The sequence below is a fragment of the Enterococcus sp. DIV1421a genome, assembly GCF_051711025.1.
Taxonomy (GTDB): Bacteria; Bacillota; Bacilli; order Lactobacillales; family Enterococcaceae; genus Enterococcus_B; species Enterococcus_B hirae.
The window spans coordinates 990,001-1,007,558 of sequence record NZ_JBIOLU010000001.1 but is presented as its reverse complement, the minus strand read 5'-3'; the positions used below and the strand labels follow the sequence as shown (position 1 = coordinate 1,007,558).

The 17,558-nt window shown below is 37.5% G+C and carries 16 protein-coding genes, 11 tRNA genes and 1 riboswitch (1 of these 28 running past the window's edge); of the genes, 8 read left to right on the top strand and 19 right to left on the bottom strand.

What is annotated here, in order from left to right; translation table 11 throughout:
• The first annotated feature begins 133 nt into the window (after window positions 1–133).
• From IGK21_RS04775 to IGK21_RS04765, 3 genes are read left to right on the top strand one after another with little or no spacing between them, the layout of a single operon-like run.
• Window positions 134–1,492, top strand: a complete 1,359-nt coding sequence (locus IGK21_RS04775) for an adhesive domain-containing protein (RefSeq protein ID WP_181914892.1) — start codon at window positions 134–136, stop codon at window positions 1,490–1,492.
• 21 nt (window positions 1,493–1,513) lie between these two features.
• Window positions 1,514–2,122 (top strand): WxL domain-containing protein, encoded by a 609-nt coding sequence (locus IGK21_RS04770; RefSeq protein WP_181914891.1) that lies wholly within the window; start codon window positions 1,514–1,516, stop codon window positions 2,120–2,122.
• A gap of 16 nt (window positions 2,123–2,138) precedes the next feature.
• Window positions 2,139–3,134 carry a DUF916 and DUF3324 domain-containing protein gene (locus IGK21_RS04765; RefSeq protein WP_181914890.1) on the top strand — a complete coding sequence of 332 codons (996 nt, stop codon included), beginning with the start codon at window positions 2,139–2,141 and terminating at the stop codon, window positions 3,132–3,134.
• A 155-nt stretch (window positions 3,135–3,289) separates the two neighbouring features.
• On the opposite strand, the gene IGK21_RS04760 is transcribed toward IGK21_RS04765, so the two are convergent.
• Genes IGK21_RS04760 through srlA form a run of 6 tightly spaced genes read right to left on the bottom strand, consistent with a single transcriptional unit; the run spans window position 3,290 to window position 8,632 of the window.
• Window positions 3,290–3,652, bottom strand: a complete 363-nt coding sequence (locus tag IGK21_RS04760) for a PTS glucitol/sorbitol transporter subunit IIA (RefSeq protein ID WP_010737306.1) — start codon at window positions 3,650–3,652, stop codon at window positions 3,290–3,292.
• A 15-nt stretch (window positions 3,653–3,667) separates the two neighbouring features.
• Window positions 3,668–4,915 (bottom strand): NAD(P)H-dependent oxidoreductase, encoded by a 1,248-nt coding sequence (locus tag IGK21_RS04755; RefSeq protein WP_181914889.1) that lies wholly within the window; start codon window positions 4,913–4,915, stop codon window positions 3,668–3,670.
• Window positions 4,916–4,955: 40 nt separating this feature from the next.
• Window positions 4,956–5,951, bottom strand: a complete 996-nt coding sequence (locus tag IGK21_RS04750; RefSeq protein ID WP_010719623.1) for a 2-hydroxyacid dehydrogenase — start codon at window positions 5,949–5,951, stop codon at window positions 4,956–4,958.
• Window positions 5,948–7,021: a zinc-binding dehydrogenase gene (locus IGK21_RS04745; RefSeq protein ID WP_181918550.1), complete on the bottom strand. Its 1,074-nt coding sequence runs from the start codon at window positions 7,019–7,021 to the stop codon at window positions 5,948–5,950. Before IGK21_RS04745 ends, IGK21_RS04750 begins: the two co-directional genes overlap by 4 nt.
• A 15-nt stretch (window positions 7,022–7,036) precedes the next feature.
• The gene (srlE, locus tag IGK21_RS04740) at window positions 7,037–8,074 is read right to left on the bottom strand and encodes a PTS glucitol/sorbitol transporter subunit IIB (RefSeq protein WP_438718982.1); all 1,038 of its coding nucleotides are present in this window, start codon (window positions 8,072–8,074) and stop codon (window positions 7,037–7,039) included.
• Between the two features lie 24 nt (window positions 8,075–8,098).
• Window positions 8,099–8,632 carry a PTS glucitol/sorbitol transporter subunit IIC gene (gene srlA, locus IGK21_RS04735; RefSeq protein WP_010737301.1) on the bottom strand — a complete coding sequence of 178 codons (534 nt, stop codon included), beginning with the start codon at window positions 8,630–8,632 and terminating at the stop codon, window positions 8,099–8,101.
• 246 nt (window positions 8,633–8,878) lie between these two features.
• Between srlA and IGK21_RS04730 the strand changes: the two genes are divergently transcribed.
• From IGK21_RS04730 to tenA, 5 genes are all read left to right on the top strand, one after another.
• Window positions 8,879–9,826: a sugar-binding transcriptional regulator gene (locus IGK21_RS04730; RefSeq protein ID WP_081128757.1), complete on the top strand. Its 948-nt coding sequence runs from the start codon at window positions 8,879–8,881 to the stop codon at window positions 9,824–9,826.
• Between the two features lie 113 nt (window positions 9,827–9,939).
• Window positions 9,940–10,038: riboswitch (TPP riboswitch) on the top strand.
• A 75-nt stretch (window positions 10,039–10,113) separates the two neighbouring features.
• Window positions 10,114–10,917 (top strand): bifunctional hydroxymethylpyrimidine kinase/phosphomethylpyrimidine kinase, encoded by an 804-nt coding sequence (gene thiD / locus IGK21_RS04725; RefSeq protein WP_181914887.1) that lies wholly within the window; start codon window positions 10,114–10,116, stop codon window positions 10,915–10,917.
• A 4-nt stretch (window positions 10,918–10,921) separates the two neighbouring features.
• The gene (gene thiM / locus IGK21_RS04720; protein ID WP_053766474.1) at window positions 10,922–11,743 is read left to right on the top strand and encodes a hydroxyethylthiazole kinase; all 822 of its coding nucleotides are present in this window, start codon (window positions 10,922–10,924) and stop codon (window positions 11,741–11,743) included.
• The gene (gene thiE / locus IGK21_RS04715; RefSeq protein WP_436796708.1) at window positions 11,736–12,365 is read left to right on the top strand and encodes a thiamine phosphate synthase; all 630 of its coding nucleotides are present in this window, start codon (window positions 11,736–11,738) and stop codon (window positions 12,363–12,365) included. Before thiM ends, thiE begins: the two co-directional genes overlap by 8 nt.
• Window positions 12,366–12,369: 4 nt before the next feature.
• A complete protein-coding gene (gene tenA / locus IGK21_RS04710) occupies window positions 12,370–13,053 on the top strand; it encodes a thiaminase II (protein WP_088775415.1) in 684 nt (227 codons plus the stop codon).
• Window positions 13,054–13,472: 419 nt separating this feature from the next.
• Here tenA and yqeK read toward each other — a convergent pair whose 3' ends face one another.
• From yqeK to IGK21_RS04645, 13 genes are all read right to left on the bottom strand, one after another.
• Window positions 13,473–14,066: a bis(5'-nucleosyl)-tetraphosphatase (symmetrical) YqeK gene (gene yqeK / locus IGK21_RS04705; RefSeq protein WP_181914885.1), complete on the bottom strand. Its 594-nt coding sequence runs from the start codon at window positions 14,064–14,066 to the stop codon at window positions 13,473–13,475.
• Between the two features lie 760 nt (window positions 14,067–14,826).
• A complete protein-coding gene (locus IGK21_RS04700; RefSeq protein ID WP_181914884.1) occupies window positions 14,827–15,840 on the bottom strand; it encodes an acyltransferase family protein in 1,014 nt (337 codons plus the stop codon).
• Between the two features lie 761 nt (window positions 15,841–16,601).
• A tRNA-Leu gene (locus tag IGK21_RS04695) sits at window positions 16,602–16,686 on the bottom strand.
• Between the two features lie 9 nt (window positions 16,687–16,695).
• Window positions 16,696–16,767 (bottom strand) — tRNA-Gln (locus IGK21_RS04690).
• A gap of 9 nt (window positions 16,768–16,776) precedes the next feature.
• Window positions 16,777–16,849 (bottom strand) — tRNA-His (locus IGK21_RS04685).
• 61 nt (window positions 16,850–16,910) lie between these two features.
• Window positions 16,911–16,995, bottom strand: a tRNA-Leu gene (locus IGK21_RS04680).
• 21 nt (window positions 16,996–17,016) lie between these two features.
• Window positions 17,017–17,087 (bottom strand) — tRNA-Cys (locus IGK21_RS04675).
• 37 nt (window positions 17,088–17,124) lie between these two features.
• Window positions 17,125–17,196: transfer RNA gene (locus IGK21_RS04670), tRNA-Gln, on the bottom strand.
• Window positions 17,197–17,205: 9 nt separating this feature from the next.
• Window positions 17,206–17,278, bottom strand: a tRNA-His gene (locus tag IGK21_RS04665).
• Between the two features lie 2 nt (window positions 17,279–17,280).
• Window positions 17,281–17,354 (bottom strand) — tRNA-Trp (locus IGK21_RS04660).
• A 6-nt stretch (window positions 17,355–17,360) separates the two neighbouring features.
• A tRNA-Tyr gene (locus IGK21_RS04655) sits at window positions 17,361–17,441 on the bottom strand.
• 1 nt (window position 17,442) lies between these two features.
• A tRNA-Phe gene (locus IGK21_RS04650) sits at window positions 17,443–17,518 on the bottom strand.
• 33 nt (window positions 17,519–17,551) lie between these two features.
• Window positions 17,552–17,558: transfer RNA gene (locus IGK21_RS04645), tRNA-Asp, on the bottom strand; it runs 66 nt beyond the window's last position.

The following is a 17,558-nucleotide window of genomic DNA, read 5'->3' as shown; positions in this document are numbered from 1 at the left end:
GAAAAAAATGAGTTTTTGATTAGCTAGATTTCCGAAAAATTGCTATAGTTTAATTAATCAGAGTTGCAATCATTTTAGCGTTCGCCAATTTTTTGTCGAGTTAATATGGTTCACTCATTAGGGAGGGGGCACGATGCTTCACAAAAAAAGAAAACAGATTCAACAAGTAATCTTTCTGTTATTGACACTTCTGTCAGTGCTTGCACAAACAAATGTTGTTCAAGCAGTTTCGTTAAATTTATTTGGTACGACTACCGCAACTAATAACAGTCAAACCAGTCCAAATGCGCCTTTTTTAAACCGAGTAAATGTCCCTGTCACTTTTCTCATTGAAGGAAAAAATGGCATCAGCGCTGGGGTTATCACAACTGGCGATAAATATGCCATTTTAGAAGCACCGACTGAAATGGTCGGGTATATCCAACCTAATGGGAATGCGACTGTTCAAACTACTGTTACTGTGCCACTTAGTCAGTCCCCTTTACAATTGATTTTGCCGACCATAACCTCTGTGATTTCGTTGATCGTCAACTCACCTTTAGTTTCCACACAAAATAAAACAGCGGTTAATCAGGCATTGTCAGAATTACGTTCGGAAACTTTTGGTGCCCAGAATCTTACTCTAGCTATCGTCCCACGGTCGAGCACTCAGTATGGCGTAGCGATTAGTCAAGGGCTATTACCCATCCTGACAACGACATTAAAAAATCGGATTCAAAATTTATTAACGATCGTCCAAGCTTTACCGCTGATTGGGACTGTTTTAGGAACATTATTGTCCCCCTTTGTCACAGCTTTGTCTCAATTTATTACGAGTTTAAATTCACCAACTTCTGATAATAGTAAAAATTTGGTTGCTGCTTCGATTTTAGGTAATACGAGTGTTTCGCTACCATTTCTTTTATCTTCGCCCAAATTGACCCAAGATCTAACAGCTAATTTTAAGGGCGGTTTTATTCAAACAGATCAATCGACGATTCAGTTAGGAACTACTACTGGTACAACACCTGTTTATTTTTCAGCCGGAGCACTCACCTGGCAGACCACAAGCTTGCCGACTCACTTGAACTTTGGTCAGCACTTGATCCAGACCCAACAGGATGAGCACTTAGTAGCCACCAATAACAATCAAGTAACTACCGGGTCAATTTCGATTACTGATACACGGACAGTTGTAAAAAATTGGCAAATAAAAGTCCAACAACTTAGTCCTTGGCAAAACGGAACCAATCAATTAACGTCCCAATTACAAATCTCAACAGCAGATTTAACAACTACCTTTCCTATCACTGGGATCACAAGTACTGCTAATCAAATGGTCCCTCTATCTATAGGCACGCAACAAACATTACTCAAATTAAATGGTGTAACTGATCCTGGTCAAGTCCAATTAGCAATCAACCAGTTCTCATTAGCGGTTCCCAAAGAAAGTCTGAAAACAAACGGAACCTACCAAACAATGGTGGAATGGCTCTTATCGGATACACCGTAATTTATTTAGGAGGAAGAAGAAATGAAAAAGAAAACGTTATCTTTTTTTGTCTTAGGGATCAGCTTGTTTTCAAGTTCTCTCGTTTTTGCTGATTCACAAACCCAAGGAGAAGTGGCCTATGTGGAAGGCGCACTTGAATTTGACTATGCTGGCGGTATACCAACTAATTTAGACTTTGGGGATCATCCCCTGCAAACTACAGCTGCTGAAAACTGGATTGCTACTGCTACAGGTGAACAAACCGGCTCTACACCTACTACTGGAACCGTAGCTGTTCGAGACAACCGAGGAAATCCTGCAGCTACCTGGACAGTCAAGTTATCTCAAACTGACCAGTTCAAAACAGCGGATGATGTTGAGCTATCAGGTGCACAGCTCAATTTATCTTTTGGCGGACTTACAAATAATTTAGGGTTAGCCCCTACCAGTGCCTATGAAAACGATGAATTAGCGATCCAAGTATTCAATCAAGATGCTACGATTTTAGATGCAACCGCAGGTCAAAACTCGGGTGATACTGCACTAGCGATCAATCAATTCAGCTTATCTGTTCCAGCGAATACAAATAAAGTAGCCGAACAATATACTACTATATTAAATTGGACTTTCTCATTCAGTCCAACCAACTAAGAAAGGAGGAATGATCGTGAAAAAGTGGTTTTGGATACTACCCTTCTTCTTTCTACTGATGGGAAATCTTAACATCTACGGCGAATCCTTACAAAGTTTTGATGCACAAATACAAGTCAATGAATCAACACCATCAACAAACGACAATTATTTTGATCTACAACTAAAACCTGGACAGGAATCGACTTTGAATGTCTTAGTCACGAATCTAAAAGAAACTGAGATCACGATCATTCCGTCCTTTAATCGTGCAAAGACCAATCAACTAGGCGTTGTTGAATATTCTGGTAGAAATCAAGATCGTCCTAATAATTTGCCCACTGATATCGAGAAAATTGTTTCTGTTGATAAGCAAAAGTTTACTCTTGCGGGACATGAACAAAAAAAGATTCCTTTAACCATCAAAATGCCAGAAAAAGATTTTGATGGAGTAATTGCGGGTGGGCTCTATCTCCAAGAAGAACCAAAAAAAGATATGCAAGGAAATATTCAACATGTCTTTTCTCGGGAGATTGCTGTCTTACTTAAAACACAACTAAACAAAATCCAACCGAACTTAGAACTAAAAAAAGCAGCACCTACCCAAATCAACCAGAGAAATGCCATCAAAGCAACTTTGGAAAATACTAATGCTGCTTATCTATCTAGTGCTCGTATACACTATGAGATCAAAAAAGAACAACAACAAACCCCAGTACTAACTGGGACCCAGCCCATTTCGTTCGCCCCTAACAGCGGCATGGACTATTTGATTTTTTTAGAAGGAAAAGAATTCGAACCAGGAACCTATCAGCTAATGACGAATGTCAAAAACAAGGAAATCAATTGGCAGCAAAAGATAAATTTTACTATTTCGCAAAAAACAGCTGCAACTTATAATGAACAAAATATATCTACTACAAAGGATGAGCCGCAAAACAATTGGCTCCTTTGGCTAGCTGGAGGTATTATTTTCGCTCTCGTCCTCATTATTGTCTTTTTACTGTATATTGTAAAAAAGAAAAAACGATAACTGTTATCAAACAAAAACTAACTCTACCTAAATTTTCACGAGGCAGAGTTAGTTTTTTTCTTCTGATCTAGCAGTTATTGATATACTATCAAGCACATTAGTTCTTTACTACGATCAGGAACAATCCCAGCCGTTCTTCAACAACTAGCGACTCCTTATTGTGGTTCTCCAAATCGGATGGTATCCCCAATCGCAAACTCTGGAAAGATTTGAGGCTCTACAACGATTGCTCCTGGCAAGACTTCGTTTTCTCCTGTGCGGAAATAAATGGAGATATGACCGAGGGTTTCAAAGTTATGATTGGCTTCACTGCCAACTTCTTTGATTTCATATTCTTGGTTGCCGATGGTCAGTATATCCCCTGTTTTGATGACATTTTTAGCCGTTTCATGATTGTCATGGACCACACAGATGTCTTTTAATTCAGGTGGTACCTGTTGTCCGAAAAGAATCATTAAGTACTCTGCCGCAAATTCTTCCACTAAAGAACCAACCTCAACAATCTTTGTTGTGTGCATGGTTTTCTCCTCCTTCTATGATAACGTCGTATCTTGTAAATGACGTAACTGCCAAACAGTGGTACTGGCATCTAGTTCAACGTCATCTTCAGTTAAGAAAGAACCCGCCCGTATAAAACGTTTTGCTACTACTTCTCCAGAGATCAGTCCGATCGGGATATGTCCCTCTCGCTTCATTTCTTCGTGGGTCTCAAGTACTCCTCGGACACAAAAACCACCGATTCCATCTAAATGATCCCCAGGTTGAATATCTTTTTTCGCTACCGCAACGGTTTCTGAAATTGGGGCGCCTAATGGAACAATGGCATGATCTTGTTGTAAGACAGCTTTTGCAATCGTAATTGGTGTTTCTAAACTTGCTAAATGATACGGGCGATATAAGATATGATGATCCCGTTTCCCTTTCTTCATCAAGTAATTCATTTCTTCAGCTACTTCGCTATTTTGCCCCTTAACGATAACAAAGACGCCTGGCGCTAAACCATCCACATATTCCACTACACCAAATTGAGATAAGACCCCACCATTTTCTTTTAAATCTAACGAAGTAATGACAGAATCTAGATTCCCTTTCAAACCATGCATACCTACCTTGTCAGGGATATAGCCAATCGCATTTGATAAAAGATTCATTTCAGCCATTGTTTTTGTTCCATCTTGGAAAGCAGCTAGCATGTGAGGAGCCATTTGTTTTTTCTGAGCTTCTTTTTCAGCAGTTGCCGGATTTGCGGAAATATTCAATTGATTATTTTTGCCTTTTCCCGCAACTAAGACTTCCATCCCCATAGACGAAGCAAATTCAAATAATTCGGTGGTTGCTGCAGGTTCATCGCCATCTGATCCTGTATAGATCAACCCTGCTGAATCATAGAGTTTATGCATCAAAGGTCCAATAGTGATATCGATTTCAACATTTAATAAGACAAGATGTTTTTTTGCTAATAACGCTTCAAGCGCAATTTTTGCTCCTGCTTCAGGTACACCAGTAGCATCTACGATTACTTCATTCCAATCAGAGTGAATAATTTCTTTAGCATCTGTTGAAATAAGGACATCATTTTTAACTTTTGCCGAAGCTAGATACGCTTCTTTCGCTTTTTGTGCATAATCAAGAGACAAGTCACTGATCCCTGTTACGATCATCCCTGGAATTGACGCTATTTGTGCAATCATTCCCCTGCCCATTTGTCCTGCACCAATTACTCCCACTTTGATTGGATTTCCTGTTTTTTCTCTTAATTGTAATTCACCATATAAAGTCATCTTATGTATTTCCTCCACTCATTCAATTTTTTATGTTTTTTTATAAATATTCTCTAAAGATTCGGTTCACTAATATTTTAGGCGAATTGGCAAAATTACCAATTGTCGAGCCCGCAATATGAGGGGTGATCGTGAGATTATCTAATGTTAGATAAGGATGGTCTGCGGGTAATGGTTCCTGTTCAAAAACATCCACTGCCGCTCCCGTAATCTCTTTGTTTCTTAATGCTTGAATCAAATCTTGTTCATTGACTAATCCAGCACGGGCACTATTGATGAAAACAGCAGAAGGTTTCATTTTCTTGAAATGTGACTCATTGATCATATGTTTTGTTTGAGGAGTCAATCGATAATGCATCGAAAAGATATCTGCTTTTTCCACCAGTTCCTCTAAGCTAACTTGAGTATCAGGGGACGTACCATCAAAATAATCATCAAAGAAAAGAATGTTACATCCAAAAGGTCGCAACAAATGAGCAACTCGTTGGCCAATTTCGCCATAACCAATTAACCCAATCGTTGACTCTTTTAATTCAGGTGCTAATAGCCCATTAGGATAGTACTTTTGCCACTGATGCTCTCTTAATTTTTGATTTCCTCGTGCGATATTTCGAATTTCTGTCAAAATCAAACCAACAGTAAATTCCGACACACTAGTCTTACTTCTGCCAGGAGTATTATAAACAGCAATTCCTTTTTCTTCGGCATAGCTAACAGCGACATTTTCTGTACCTGCTCGCAGTACGCCAACTAATTCCAAATTTTCCGCCCGTTCGATCACTTTTTTACCAATCGGTGCAAATTGAGTAATGATCCACTGATACTCTTCAATATTTTCTAAGAGATACTCTGGTAATTCGACTGCATCACACCCATGTTTTTCAATCTTGATATTATCTTTTTGCAGACTATCTAAATCAGAATGCCGCCATTCTTTGATGTCTACAGAAATTCCTTTTGTCGCTAAATCTTTTAAGCCTTCTTCCATCATTTCTCGATCGATAAATAAATCTGCGATTGCTAAACATTTGATCATTCTTTATTCCCCTCCTCATTTAATACAACTGATACCCGGTAGCTTCCTGGGGTACTAGCGATCTCGAATGCTTTTTGAATATCCATTAATGGAATTTTGGTTTCGATCAATTTTGATACATCGACACGCCCTTCATTTAGGAGTGTAGCTGCGTCATAAAAATCTTCTAATGTGGAAGCATACGTACCGATCACTTCGAGACGCATATAATGAATCGTATTTGGCTGGATAGCCATTTCAGGCTCAGGATAACCCGCAGCATAAATCGAGATTTTCCCATCTTTTTCTTTCACCATTTCAAGGGATTGATTCATCGCCAAAGTTGATCCAACTGCGACAATAACGCTGTCAGCTCCTCTCCCATTTGTGAGTTCTTTGACTTTTTGGACTGGATCGGTTTGACTTGCATCAATCGCTTCAAACCCTAATTCCTTGATCAGAGCTAACTTTTTAGGCATGACCTCAGAAATAATGACCCTTGCGCCCATTGCTCGTGCTGTTAGTCCATTGAGAAGTCCCATTGTTCCTCCACCGATGATCACGATCGTTTCTTTCCCAGGCACTATTCGTAATTTTTTCATATTTTGAACGACGGAGGATAAGGGCTCGACAAAAGCAGCTTCTGAGGCAGATAAAGTTGGTCTCATCTTGACGAAGCTCTTGGCTTTACGAACAAAATAATTCGCAAATCCAAAAATCCCATAAAACTCTTTTGAATAATTCTTTCCAAATTGCCGTTTGTTTTCACAATTCGTAATTTCACCAAATTTACACTCATCACAGTAACCACAATAATCATAAAGTACACTGACTCGATCGCCGATCTGGTAGGTATCGCCGACAGCTTTGCCTTTTGCTATGACAATTCCTGAACATTCATGTCCGCCAGCCATAGGATAGCCTTGATGTTCTCTAAGTCCTAACCATTGTTGATAGTCAGTTGTACAAATGTTACAAGCTTCTTGTTTTACTAACAATTCATCTTCTGCCAATTCAGGCATCGGTATTTCCTTGATCTTTGCATTCTTCTTCTCAGCTAAATAGCCAAACGTTATGTTTTTAGGTTGCATTTTTTCACTCCTATTCTATAATCCAATTGAAAAGGCATACGCAATGATAACTGCGATCGGACCAGTTAAAATTCGCGAAAACAACACAGCTGGCACACCATTAGAAATCGTTTCTGGTTTTGCTTCTCCCAAAGTCATTCCTACGGGTGCAAAATCACAGCCAACTTGTGAATTGATAGCAAACAGTGCTGGTAGAGCGTAATGTGGCGGGATTGTACCATTAGCGATCTCTGTTCCGATCAATAAACCAATCACCGAAGCAATCACCGCCCCTGGTGCTAATAAAGGAGATAAAAACGGCAAACTAGTAATAGCACCTAATAGAACTAAGCCAAGTAAGCTACCGCCTAAAGGTGACAAAAACTTCGCAATAATATCCCCAATTCCTGTATAGTTGATAATACCAATCAAAGTTACAACAAAAGCCATAAATGGAATAATATTTGTTAGCACGGTATCGATCGTTTCACGCCCTGCTTGATACATGATATTGATAAAGCTCCCCGCACCACGTCCGATGGTATCGATCAAGCCAAAAATCCCACCTTTTTTATTGCTTTGATTTTTCTTTTCAGTGGTTTCTTTTGTTATTTCTGTAGTTGTTTCCGGTTTTTTTGTGTTGATATTTGATGTTTTTTCATTCTTATCTTCTTTATTATGTACTTGTGCAGCTTCGCTCTCACTAATAATTTCTATGTTTGTAATCGTTGTTCCTGAAACAAAAATATCTTCTGTCATAAATTTCGCCAACGGCCCAGAAGGCGCTTGCAATTTTACGTTGATTGTTGGGATCTTCATTCTTGGATACGTTCCACAGCGTGCTGTTCCGCCACAATCAATGACTGCACACAAGGTTTCTTCTTTTTCCACTGGATTTTTAAATGCATCAACCGCTGTTACCCCAGCTAATTCCGCAATCTTTTCAGCGACGGGATGAATGCCCCCACCGGTTACGCTGATAACGTACTTTTTACGTTCATCATTTAACGGAATGGTTAATGGTCCTCCCCAGCCACCATTTCCTTTATGGATAATTAGTTTTTTCGCTTCCATCTCTACCTCCATTCTCAGTTTCATCTATGCTTCTGTTGTTTTTTTTGCTTCTCTTTGTGTTAAGAAACGAGCAATTTTTTCTGTAATGATTCCTCGTACTAAGATAATCATAAAAGCAGCTAATAAATACCTTAGTCCTAATTCACTTTGATTTCCCACTTTACCAAAGCCAGCTGCCACACCAAGATAAACAAATAGTTCAGCTGAATTTGCATGAGGAAATAATCCCACGATGGGATGAAGCATTGACACCGTTGCATCATAGTAAGCTGCCTTGTGTTCTTCTTTTAAAAATCGTCCAAATGTATAACACATTGGATTTGTTAAAAAGAAACACGCTAAAAACGGAATCAATGTATAGCGTAATAACGTGAATTTCGTACATCGTTGCATGAATCCAAATACTCTTTTTTCTCCGATAATTTTTATTAGAGCGTTTACAAAAAGAATCAAAGAAATCAACAGCGGAACGATCGTCGTTAAAAATCCAACAAAAGTATCTGCTCCAGCTTGAAACATTCCCATAAAGCCATCTGACAACTTCACCAGAAAATTCAAATCCCATTCCTCCTTTTAAGATCAAATTGCGCGCTTTTATCAAAAGACAATCCATTTGTCATATGATACCACACCAAGAATATATCATTTGACAAAATCAATGTCAATTGATTTTTCCGAAAAAATAAAGTACACTAAAAATGGAAATGTTTTTTATTAAATGTATGACAGTTATGATTACCCGATCGACTTGATCTATTTAAGTGAAGTGAATAACTGGAGTGAAACGATCAATTGGAGGAAAAAATGAGTAAATCTGAAGAAAGAAACATGGTGAAAGTAGCAACTTTATATTATAAAGAAGGTCTGACACAAGCACAGATTGCTAAGAAAATGGGAGTCTCTCGTTCACTCATTTCTAAATGGTTAATTGATGCTCGAAAAGCAGGTTTCATTGAATTTTTTATTAATAGTGAAAATATCTATGCCATTGAATTAGAAACCGAACTAGAGAAAAAATTTGCCTTATCTTTTGTTAAAGTGGTGGACACAACGAATCTATCTTATCCAGAAATCGAGAAAATGGTTGGACAAATTGCATCAATTTCTTTAAAAGATAAGATTGCAGCTGCGAAAACAATCGGGATTTCATGGGGAAAGTCAATCAAAAGCTTAGTTACTCAATTTCCATTTGAGAATTATCCTGATACAACATTCATTCCATTAATCGGCGGCATGGGATATGATCATTTTGATATCCACTCCAATCAACTTTGCCATGAATTTGCTCGAAAGACACGTGGTTCTTCAAAATATCTTTACACTCCAGCACTGGTTTCTAATGAGATAATTCGTCAAGAATTTGAAGGTAATATCTACATTGATAAAATTCTCTCTGAAGCCAAAAAAGTCGAATTAGCACTTGTCGGTATCTCCTCCCCTGATCATTTCAACACGATGGAAGAAATCGGGTATACTAATAAAAAAGAAATGGCACAATTAAGAGGAATTGGTGCAGTTGGGGACATCAACTCCCGTTTTTATGATAAAGATGGGCAAGAAGTAAATCATCCAATCAATAAGCATGTGGTTGGTTTAAGTCTTGAAGAGCTTAAAGCGATTCCTGAAACCATCGCTATTGCTTATGATGATGCGAAATGGCAAGGAATCTATTATGCTTGTAAAAATCAACTGATTGACTCCATCATTACTACCGACACCATTGCGGATCACTTGATTCATATGGATATTTAGCAATGACAAAAACAAAAGTTACGTAAGAGCAGTTCCGCTTCTCACCTGTTTCCTTTATCTGCTCTTGAATCTCCTAACTATTTCCGCTATGATTAAAAAGTAATAAAATATGATTTTGTTTGCAGGGGGACGCTGTTGCGTTGAGAAGGTAAAACCTGACCCTTTGAACCTGTTTGGTTGATACCAGCGTAGGGAGCAAATGTCCTTTTTGTTGATGCGAAATCAAAACAAACAAGACATTCTTCTTTCTAGGGGAATGTCTTTTTCTATTTTAAGGAGGATTACAGATGAAAAAAGTGCTTAGTATTGCAGGATCAGATTGTAGTGGTGGTGCGGGTATACAAGCCGATTTAAAGACTTTTTCTGCTCATCGAGTGTATGGAATGTCGGTTATCACCTCAGTCGTAGCTGAAAATACGGTTCGTGTATTGACCTACCAAGATATTTCCCCTCAAATCATCAAAGATCAAATGGATGCGGTTTTTGAAGACATTTTTCCCGATGCCGTAAAAATTGGGATGCTTTCTAGCCAAGAAACAATGCTTGCAGTGACTGAAAGTTTAAAAAAATGGCAACCACAAAATATTGTTTTAGACCCAGTGATGTACGCTAAAAACGGCAATGCGTTGATGGAGCCAACTGCGATTGATACACTGATTCAGACGGTTCTTCCCTTAGCTAACTTGATTACACCTAATATCCCAGAAGCAGAAAAAATTGCTCAATGTACGATCTCATCAATAGCAGATATGGAACAAGTCGGACGAACCATCTACGAAAATAGTGGAACAGCTGTTTTAATCAAAGGTGGGCATAAATCTGGTGAAGCTACCGATGTGCTCTTTGATGGAAATAAATTCTATCACTTTACTGCAGAACGAATCAAAACCAAAAATACTCATGGGACAGGGTGTACGTTATCTTCTGCTATTGCTTCTGAATTAGCTCTAGGGAAATCCTTAGAGCAGGCTGTCTGTGAAGCAAAGAAATACGTTACACTTGCAATCCAACATTCGTTGGCGATCGGTCAAGGACATGGTCCTACGAATCATTTCTATTCGCTTTACCAAAATACCGTTGAAGAGGAGTAATTTTATGTCATCATTCGAAACGATTATCCAACAGATTCGTGCATGCAATCCGTTGGTTCACCATCTAACGAACTATGTAACAGTCAATGATTGTGCCAATATTACTTTAGCTATTGGTGGTTCTCCGATAATGGCTGATGCGATTCAAGAAGTAGCAGAAATAACAGCTAAAACGGATGCACTCGTTCTCAATATAGGAACCTTGAATGAACAAACCGTTGATTCGATGATTCTTGCTGGCAAAGAAGCGAACAAGCATGGAATTCCGGTCATATTCGATCCAGTCGGTGTGGGTATTTCTCAATTTCGTATGGATGTGACTAAAAAGTTATTAAACAGTATTCATTTTACAGTCATTCGTGGAAATTATTCAGAAATACTTTGTCTAGCAGGTATTCAAACTTCAGCTAAAGGAGTAGACACTTCGCTTGTGAATCAAAAAAAGGAAACTGAAGTCATCAATATTGCACGAACACTAGCTTCTTCTTTTCACTGTATCATCGTCATAACCGGCGCAATCGATATCGTTTCAGATGGTGTTCGAACAATGCAGGTCAAAAATGGTTGTGCTGCAATGCGCCATGTTACTGGTACTGGTTGTATGTTAGATTCCCTAATTGCTAGTTTTTGTGGTGGTTATTCCGATGATTTTTTTGAAGCAGCCGTAAGTAGCGTGATTGCCATGGGAGTTGCTGGTGAATTAGCTTTTGAAAAGGCAAAAACCAAAGGAACAGGTAGTTTACGCACCCATTTAATAGATGAAATAAGTAAACTAACGGATCAAACCTTATCAGAACGAGGTGACTATATTGCATTCGATGATTGATTACCGGCTCTACCTAGTAACAGATCCACTCTTGTTCACTACCAATACACTGCTAGAAGCTGTCTCACAAGCACTTGAAGGAGGCGTTACTGCTGTCCAACTCCGAGAAAAACAGTTAGATTCTAGAAAGTTTTACGAAGAAGCCATACAGATAAAGCGATTAACCAAAAGATATAACGTTCCCTTGATCATCAATGACCGCCTTGATATTGCTCTGGCATGTGATGCAGACGGTCTCCATATAGGTCAAAATGACTTACCCTTAACTATAGCTCGTAAGCATCTTGGACCAGATAAACTAATCGGTGTTTCAGTACAAACGGTTGAAGAAGCCATCGAAGCAGAAAAAAATGGTGCGGATTATCTAGGAGTCGGGGCAATGTTTCCTACAGATACCAAACCAGATGCAATACATGTCACAACTGAAGAATTAGAAAAAATCTGTGCGCAAATCTCGCTTCCAATCATTGTGATCGGTGGAATCAATCAGCAAACAATCCCAGCTTTTCACTCACTTCCCATTCAAGGTTTTGCTGTCGCATCTGCTATTTTGTCAAAAAAAGATATCAAAAAAGCCAGTCAGGAACTTTTAGGATTGATTGATCAGACGATTGGGAGGTAAATCAATGTCATTTTCAAAAAATTTAAAAATCGAAGCTTATGACAGCTGGGAAAAAGGATTTAATCATCCATTTATTCAAGAATTAGGAAAAGGTATTCTTGCTAAAAAGACATTTCAATTTTATTTACTACAAGATTACTTGTATTTATTTGAATATGCTAAAGTATTCGCATTAGCTGCCACCAAATCAGACAATGAACATCAATTATTTCATTTTGTGGAAGCACAATACAGTATTCTAGCAACAGAACTTGACTTACATCGCCAATATATGTTGGATTATGCTATTGAAAAAGAAGAATTTAACACCGTACAACCTTCTTTTTACAATCGCTCTTATACAACAAATATGCTAGCAATCGGCCATAGTGGAGGTGTAGCTGAAATCATCGCAGCTATCCTTCCCTGTGCTTGGACCTATTACGATTATGCGAGTCGTTTAAAAAAACGATATCAATCGAGTTTAGAAAAGAACCCCTATCGCTCCTGGATTGATTTATATGCAGATCCTAGTTTTGAAAAATCATTTGAGTGGATGTTTGACCTGTTGGATGAATTAGTCGAAATGAAAAGTGCGAAGGAACAACAAAAAATAAAACAAATTTTTATTTCCAGTTTGGAATTTGAATATCTTTTTTGGGAAATGTCTTATTATGAAGAAATGAATCTGATTCCATTATCAAAATAAATTGTATAGTGATCTCAGTAGACAACTTCTTCTGCTTTCGTTTAAAGCAGATCTAGTAAAACATGTTAAGTCTAGGACACTCACCTTTTAATCTCTATACCAGACGAACACTCAACCATTGTAGGACTGATAGAGTATTCTATCGGTCCTGATTTTTTTATAAAAAACTACCACACTACCGCTAAGATGAAGTTATTCAACCCATCAATCTGAAAGAACTTATTTGATCACGCCAAACTACTAAGTAAAATTGTGTATGTCTTTTACTGCTTTGAGAATAACCGTTTGTCTAGTCCTCATCGGTGATTGCACTCATTCGACATAAAAAATAGTAATCTCTCTATAAAATTAACTGACGAAAATATAATCATAAAAAAGCACAAATTCTTTATTGAACCAAATAGAAATTTCCCATAAACTCACATTCCTAAGTCACACATTGCGTCTTTTAACCAAGGATGTAAAACAAAAATATCCGTTAAAGCCCACTCAATATAGGTTTTACACCCTTGATCTAAAGAGATGTCTAAAGCTTTGTTCAATTGTTTTAAATAAGGAGCACTATGGTCTCTATCCCATTTAATCTTATCTGCAATGAAAACAACTTTATCTAAACTAGAAGCATTTTTTTTAAGCGTTGTATGACATTCAATAGCTGATAATATTTCTCTATCCTTGATATTGAATAGTTCTTTTGCTATACATACTGATTGTTTTTGGTGGAGAATCATAGGTAGTTTCTCTTCTTCTTTTAGAACTTCCTCCCCTAAACTCTTTTGTAGTTCTATCCTTTCATCATCAGGAATGATTACGCTAATATCATGTAACAAACCAGCAAGATAGGCTTTATCTTTTGGTACGTTAAACTTTTCTGCAAGTTCTTTCGCCTTGTTGGCTACTTCATACGAGTGAAAGACGGTTTTATCTTTCCCATAATAATTCAAAAATTCTTTGACTTGTATTTCAATATTTTTAGAACTAAAGGGTATCTTATACTCAATAATATTCTTCATTTTAACTCACCTTCCAATGAATGCCTTTACATTATTATGTATTAATAAGGTCAAAAATAAAGTTCGACAATCATTCCATCCTCTGATAGTTTTGCTCCTTTTAGCTTTTCGATTCCCATGGATCAGGGTACAACGAATAAAATCATCAAATCAATCTAAGTGCGTTTTGATTTCTTACTGTCTGACTTATTCCTATCAGATAACAAACCATAAGTGGCATAAGCAGGAATTACTACAGCTAAGAACATTTTAACGAGAAACTTAAAAACTTTCATATGATTCACCATCCTTTATATGTTACTCATACTTTATCATACTACCTATTAATAACCCAGCTATCACAGGCGATCGTTTATCCTTAGAGACTAACTACTTCTTACTTCTCCCTCATTATTTCATACCATAGTTTATGGTTTTCGAAATTTTTATCATTTCAAACGACGAATCATTATCTGTCCTGGTAATACTATTTTAACCAAATAAAAAGAACAGAAAGAAATTTTCTTCTTTCTGTCCAAATGATTCTGATGTTTCTCTTCACCAACATCATTTGACAAAGAGACCAAAAATGTAAGATCCATTAGGAGTTCTATGATACCCCAAAGCTGAGGTTTAGCTAGAACCCTGATTATTTTAATTAGATGATTACCCATCTCGTATCTTCTTAGTTCAGTTTGACTAAGTGATTAATTTCAAAACAACATTGCTGACTTAAATCCTAATTCAGCATAATCAAACAAATATGCTGCATCAATTCATCTCACATTTTAATTTTATAAAAAATTGATATTTGTTTCACAATTTTATTGTAAAACAAAACAATGCTTATTGGAACAAACACCCCTAACATCAAGCGGAATAATCCATTTATAGGTGTTATTTCGCCATGCCTCATATTAAAAATTTGAATAGGTATCATATGAAACAAGAATATATTCTTACTATAGGAGTTTAAATTTTCAAAACTTTTGATTTTACTTTTAGAAATAACCAGCAGTCCATACAAACTAAAAATAAAAGGGATTGTGAAATACATAAAATTCTTATCGATTCCTTGATTATAAAATGTGATTATCCCTTCGACTCCTCCTAAAAAACACGCAGCGACTAGTCCATATATTAATAACTTTCGATGCTTTTCTAAATTATGTACATTATCAGCCAAAACAAATCCTATGGAAATAAAGAGTGGACTAAAGAATAACCCATTTCTTGTAGTAAAAAAAATATTAAAGTATTTTTCCATAACTGATATGACCATTGGATTTGATATAAATAAGGAATACGTTTCAAGGGAACCAACAGAAAAAAATAAAAAGCAAACCAGAAAAATCCATTTATATCTAAATCTTTGAAACATATATTTAACTATAGCTAATGAACTTATCAAAGCAGGAAAATACCATAAGTGATAGAAGCTTCCAGTATATAGGAAACTAACTACCAATGCCAATAATATTGACCATAAATTCCACTGAATATCAACTGTATCTTGTAACAGTTGAACACCAAACGGAATGTACAGCAAAAACACTATAGTATATAGACGTACTATTCTTCTTAGCCACATCTTCGAATATCCTTCCCTCTTACTATTTATCCGAAAGAAATATGCATTATTTACAAAAAAGAATGGAACAGCAATACGACAAACCATACTTTTTAGAAAAAAATGCACTATCGGGTGACTAGTAATGGTCCCACAATGAATAACAACAACACAAATCGTCGCAATAAACTGAGCAATAAATAGTTTTTGATTCTTATTATCCATAATCCCTCCAACAAGCAAATTTGACTTTAATAGGATAGAAATAAAAATAGAATATGTACAAAAAAAAATTGGAGATAATTAACTCTAACATCTATATTTTCTCTTTCCTCTTTAATTTCTTAAATCCACAATACTATATTAATTATAGTATTGATTAATGTAAAAAACATTAGACTAAAGTCCAATTCATTTAATTCATAATTGTATAGAGTGGGAGCAATTTTAAACTATTAAGGTATTCAAAAAAACAATAGATAGATCCCTGTTTTTTTTAATTAGATGATTACCATTATTGTATTTTCTTTACTCAATTTGATTAGATGAATCATTTCAAACACAGATGAGTGGGTAAAAACGACTTTCACTATACCTAGAAGCCAGAAGAATCATAGGCTATCTAACGTTTGAATCCCTGTAGAACCCTCACCCATGATAATGACCATTTTCTGCTCTTTGCAGTAGCGATAGCAACTCATAAAAATCATCAGATAGAAAAACGTTTTCTTCATCTTCATTACCTCTATTCATTTTAGCTTCTTATACGGCAGTAGGTACGGTTCTTTTCATGATGTGGAATGATTTTCTGTATAGAGAGTAGGACAATAGTCCGCTTCAAAAAGAAAATGGCTCTATAACAAAAAAATCTGAGACAGAATGAGGTTCATTCTGACCCAGATTTGTTTTTACACCACTCATCAGTTCTTATTGACAAAGAGCCAAAGAAAACCCCTAATGTAAGACACATTAGGAGTTCATTATGATACCGGCGGCCGGGGTCGAACCGGCACGCCCTTAACGGGCACTGGATTTTGAGTCCAGCGCGTCTGCCAATTCCGCCACGCCGGCGTAAAAAAACTGGGGTAGCTGGATTCGAACCAACGCATGAGGGAGTCAAAGTCCCTTGCCTTACCGCTTGGCTATACCCCAATAAGAAAGGGCGAATGATGGGAATCGAACCCACGAATGCCGGAGCCACAATCCGGTGCGTTAACCACTTCGCCACATTCGCCATTATAAACAATGTTATTTTATTTCTCAATAAAAAACTAAGATGAGTACATCTTAGTCAATACCGGCGGCCGGGGTCGAACCGGCACGCCCTCAACGGGCACTGGATTTTGAGTCCAGCGCGTCTGCCAATTCCGCCACGCCGGCAAGTTGATTTTATTAGTACTAAGGCGGTAACCGGATTTGAACCGGTGATGAAGGTTTTGCAGACCTCTGCCTTACCACTTGGCTATACCGCCATTATACTATTTTCAATCTATAAATGAAATTATAGAACTGGGGTAGCTGGATTCGAACCAACGCATGAGGGAGTCAAAGTCCCTTGCCTTACCGCTTGGCTATACCCCAATAAAGAAGGGCGAATGATGGGAATCGAACCCACGAATGCCGGAGCCACAATCCGGTGCGTTAACCACTTCGCCACATTCGCCATGGCAGGGGCAGCAGGAATTGAACCCACACTAACGGTTTTGGAGACCGCTGTTCTACCTTTAAACTATGCCCCTATGTAATGGAGGAGAGTGGATTCGAACCACTGAACCCTAAGGAACGGATTTACAGTCCGTCGCGTTTAGCCACTTCGCTACTCCTCCATGGTGGCGCGGGACAGAATCGAACTGCCGACACACGGAGCTTCAATCCGTTGCTCTACCAACTGAGCTACCGCGCCAAATTTTAAAATGTATTAATTGAAAAAGAATGACGGTTCC